At 37.5% G+C, this 4589-nt stretch carries 2 protein-coding genes and 1 pseudogene; all 3 read right to left on the reverse strand.

Annotated elements, in window-relative coordinates; all coding sequences use genetic code 11:
* Nucleotides 1-2270, reverse strand: a pseudogene (locus JO950_RS21340) (DUF11 domain-containing protein); the annotation flags it as partial.
* Between the two features lie 363 nt (nt 2271-2633).
* Nucleotides 2634-3254: a response regulator transcription factor gene (locus JO950_RS21345; protein ID WP_157495883.1), complete on the reverse strand. Its 621-nt coding sequence runs from the start codon at nt 3252-3254 to the stop codon at nt 2634-2636.
* A gap of 47 nt (nt 3255-3301) precedes the next feature.
* A partial coding sequence (locus JO950_RS21350) for a HAMP domain-containing sensor histidine kinase (RefSeq protein WP_202704449.1) occupies nt 3302-4589 on the reverse strand: 1288 nt, incomplete at its 5' end.

The raw sequence follows: 4589 nt of genomic DNA on the forward strand, positions 1-4589 counted from the left end.
CTCGCTAAGCTTCCACTTACCACTGCATTAGCATCACTAATGGTTACTGGAGCCAGGGTTACGTTTCCTGTGTTGGTCACTGTAAAAGTATAATCGATTCTATCACCAACGTTTACGATTCCATCTGCATTAGCATCTACGTAAGTTGCCTTTTTAGCTACTTCAATTTTTGGTGATGCTATAAAAATAACCGTTAAAGCATCTGTCTTTGCATTATTACAACCCACACCACTAGGCGTTCCGTCACATTCCACATCAGCATCTACCGGAGGTGTACCGATATGTGTATCTGCTGTCGCGTCCGGATCTGTTAAATCTGCGGGACGCATAATCGTTGCCTTTACAGTAGGATTACTTCCAGCTGCTGCTAATACTTTTGCGACAATTGTGAATGTAATCGTAGCGTCTTTTGGTAAGTCAACCGTAGCATCAAGCACACCGCCGGTAATGGTATGCGTGGTAATTGCTCCACCTAAAGTAGAAGAAGAGGTAAACGACTGAACCGCTAAATTTGCGCCTGAAGCTAAGTCTGAGAATTTAAACTTTGCTCCAGTTACATTGTTTGGTCCTGCAATATTTTTTACAACGACTGTATAAGTAACATTTGATCCCACATTACCACTAACCACATCACTAATACTTGTTACCGCTAAATCTGCCTCATTTTGTACAATTGGTACAGATATTGGCGGCCCGGGTGTAGTATACACATAAGCCCATGTATCCAGTAATTGTAAGTCTCCATACCCTGAAGAACGAGACGAACTAGTAGTCCATTTATGTGTACCAGCTAAACTACTATTGTTTAAGGTACGCGAAGAAGCATCCAACAAATTTGGAGGAAATTTATCGGTACTACCCGTATCTGTTCCAATCGGCGTATCGTTCCAATACACATTACTATTAGGATCCGGTCCATTCGATCTGGTAATAATAATACCGTTCGTATTTCGCTCGGCGTCTAAATATGGAAAGTGTACCTCTCCATTGAAAAGGACGATACTTAATTTCAAACTAGTATTATTGGTTATAGGATTACGTGCACCATCTCTACCATCCCATCTTACTTTATTCGCACCCGCAATAGCAGTACCTGTTAAAGTTACATCTATGGCATCTGTCATCAATCCATTTCCATTAACATCAATTTCGATAAGATAATTAGCGTTAACAGTGGCCGTAAAATTGATAAAAGCTCCTAGAGGATAAACTCCCATACCACTGGTTCCTTCTACTCCATTTACCGAAATAGCTGAAATAGCTTGTGCAACAATAGGCACATTCAACCAGGTTGTGGAAGCTGTGCTCCCCGGAAAAAAAATAGGTGCAGAAGCCGGTAAGCTTGCGTCTGGCAGATTAAAAAATATTTTGGATGTCGTATTGGTTAAATCATCAACAATTGTAGGATCCTGAAAAGAAAAACCTGTTTTAGTATTATCTAAATTATATAAACTCGCCATAGACGTGCTTTTATAACTTGGAGCTCCTGTTGCCGCTGAACCAGTTCTAACCCCTTTATTGTTACAAAAAAAAGCAAAGTAATAAGGTGTCATACCATTAGGTTTAACAGTATACCTAAAACCATCATTTGTAATAATATTACAAGTAGACATGAAGCTATTTGAAGCAGAACCTAAAGACCCTGTTAACACATTAGTATACACACGTCCCTTTTGTCCAGTTCCTCCTTCATTGGCTACTGTAATATCCCAAGCAACAACATAAGGACTATTATTAGCTTGTGTCCAGTTTCCGTCAGCTGTAAAAGTATGAGCAGCATAACTAGTAACAGAAGGATCTAAAGAATCATTAGGTGATATAAACTCTACTACCCACACTCCCGTTTCTCCTGCCGGTACTTTAAAACTATATGGTGTATAACCACCCGTAGTTAAATTTACAGGACCGTTAATTTCTTGCGCTCTATTGGCAATTAACCCAACTGTAGTAGAGTTCCCGCTACTAAAGCTAGTATTACCAGTTGGACTTGTCAAAAGAATTGTTCCTCCGCGAATACCTTGAGCAGAAGACCCTAAATAAAGGGTTTCGTTGGCTTTCGCATAAACAAACATTCTTCCTCTGTTTACAATTGCGGTACTAGTAGGTGCTATACCAGAACTAGACAACATCATTCTATGTCCCGTTGCTCCACTGGGGAACAAATCCTTAGACCCTTCAGCAAAGACATTCCATCCACTGAAGAGAGAAAGAAAACACAGTATAAAAGTCAGCTGTAATTGCCTTAATTTTAATGTAATTTTATTCAACATTTTAATAGTTTTGATTATTAGTAACTGCTATAGAATTTATCTCCCTATAACAACCTGAATGCCATTTTAATTCCTGCTGTTGTAGCGAATGCATGAGAGTAAAAAAAAAGTTTTTAATACATGTATCGGGTGAAAAGCGATTACTTTTTCGGAGAAAAGCATCAAAATCAAGCGAAGTAAAAGAGATTAAGAAACCCTCCTCCAGAGCGCTTCTTCTAACAAAAAACCGGGTTATAAAAAAAGTAAAGTTCACCATATAATAAATAATTAAAATTCCATACAAAGTCTTTTCGAATATCCCTTGATATTCAAAAATTATAGCGATTAGACTCAAGTCGAAGGGACCTAAACCACCACTATACTCTAGTTAATATGTCCCAGTTTTGATGCCTCGCGCACCATACCGGCAACATTACTCACGTCGAGTTTGCTAAAAATGTTTTTTCTGTGATTTTCGACCGTATTGACCGAAAGTTTTAGTTCGCCGGCAATATCGGCTGTAGTAAATTCTCTAATAATGTATTGCATGATCGTAAGCTCTTTTGCCGTTAGCGTAATTGCTGTGCCTACCCTGTTTTGTTTGGATAAAAAGGCATAGTCGTCCGGCAGATAAACTCCACCTTCCCATACTAATCTAATAGCTTCTAAAAGATCTTCACTGTCCTGGTTTTTATTAACGTAACCTTTTACGCCCATAGCCAATAAGTTTTCGACTAATATGGGACTTGAAAGAGAGGTAAAAGCAATTACTCGCAAATCAGGATGATTTTTATGAAGGTATTCATAGACTTCCAGTCCCTGCACATCACTTGCAATCAGATCAACAATAATTAAATCTAATCCTGAATGCTGCTGAACTTTAAGATATAAATCTTGCTTATTTGTCGCGTAAAAAAGCACTTCCAAATCTTTTTGATTTGAAAAAAAACTAGTAAGACCCCCACAGACAATAGGTTGGTCTTCAAAAAATGCAATATGTATCATAACACAAATTAGCGACAAAAAAATTGTTAAATAAATAGCGGTTTTCCCTATTTTGGCAAGATAATTTTGAAAGTACAACCTGCTGATTCATTGTTAAAAACGGCAAGCGTTCCTTTGTTTTTCAGCATTAATTCCTGACACAAATAGAGTCCGATTCCAAACCCCGATTCCAGATTAGTGCCTAGTCCCGGATTTATTTTCTGTTTGAATAATTTGTCAATCTTTTTTTGCTCGATTCCTTTTCCTGAATCTGTTACGATTATTTCATGATGATCATATTCTATAACAATAGTGCTGTCTGCGTAACTAAACTTAATAGCATTGTTGATAACGTTTCGCAAGACTATACTTAAAACAGCCGAGTTAAAAATGATGACTGTACCTTTTGCTACTTTAAGTTCAATTGTAATATTCTTGGCCTTTACCTGATGCCCTAACTCTTTACAGGCCGCACTGATAAGGTTGTGCAGCATGATCTCGCTATAACCCGATTGTGCGGTAATCAGTTCCATTTTGGCCCAATCGAGTAAACTGGTGAGCATGGCATCCGATTGTTCCAATTGCTGCCCGATCGCTTTCATGTAGGTTGATACAATCTCATTTTCATTTTTAAGTATCTCTTCTTTCTCTAATAAAATTTTTAAGGTTGTGATTGGTTCCTTAAAATCATGGGAGATTACTGTAAAAATCTTTTGGTGCAATAAATTAAGGCGTTTAAGATCATTATTCTTTACCTCAATTTGCTCTTTTTGCAGTTTTAGCGTTTCATTGGTTATTCGTTGCTTTTTGGTCAATACCACAATCGAATACAACAATATGATTAATAAAGTAATTCCGATTAACGAAGCAATAAGAGCCACTTTCTGTTTTTGCAAACGCTCTTCTTTATTATAGTTGATTCTTTTCAGGTAAGTATTCTGCTGTTCCTTTAACTTGATTTTGTTCGCAATTTCAAACGAATCGATTCTGCTGTTTCGAATCTTCATATCTTCTATCCCTACTAATCGATCCAGTCTTTCGAATGTTTTATGAGCAGCTTCAAACTCTCCCTGCTCCACCATAATTTCTCTTAAGGTTCGTAAGGCGTTAATTTTATTCTCTAGATCATTGCAGCTGTCCGCTACTCTTATACTCTCGGTAATCGCTTTTTTTGCTTTTTCTATTCTGTTTTGCCTACTGTACACACGGGCCGTTTTGACATAAACTTCCGCAAGCTTACATGGACTATACTTTTTTGCCACACGCTCTGTGAGCAAAAATTCTTCCATGCTTCTCTTGTGGTCGTAATTGATGTAATAATAGTATCCAATAATTAAATGCAATACAATATAATTA

It is taken from the genome of Flavobacterium sp. UGB4466 (assembly GCF_903469665.1).
GTDB lineage: Bacteria > Bacteroidota > Bacteroidia > Flavobacteriales > Flavobacteriaceae > Flavobacterium > Flavobacterium lipolyticum.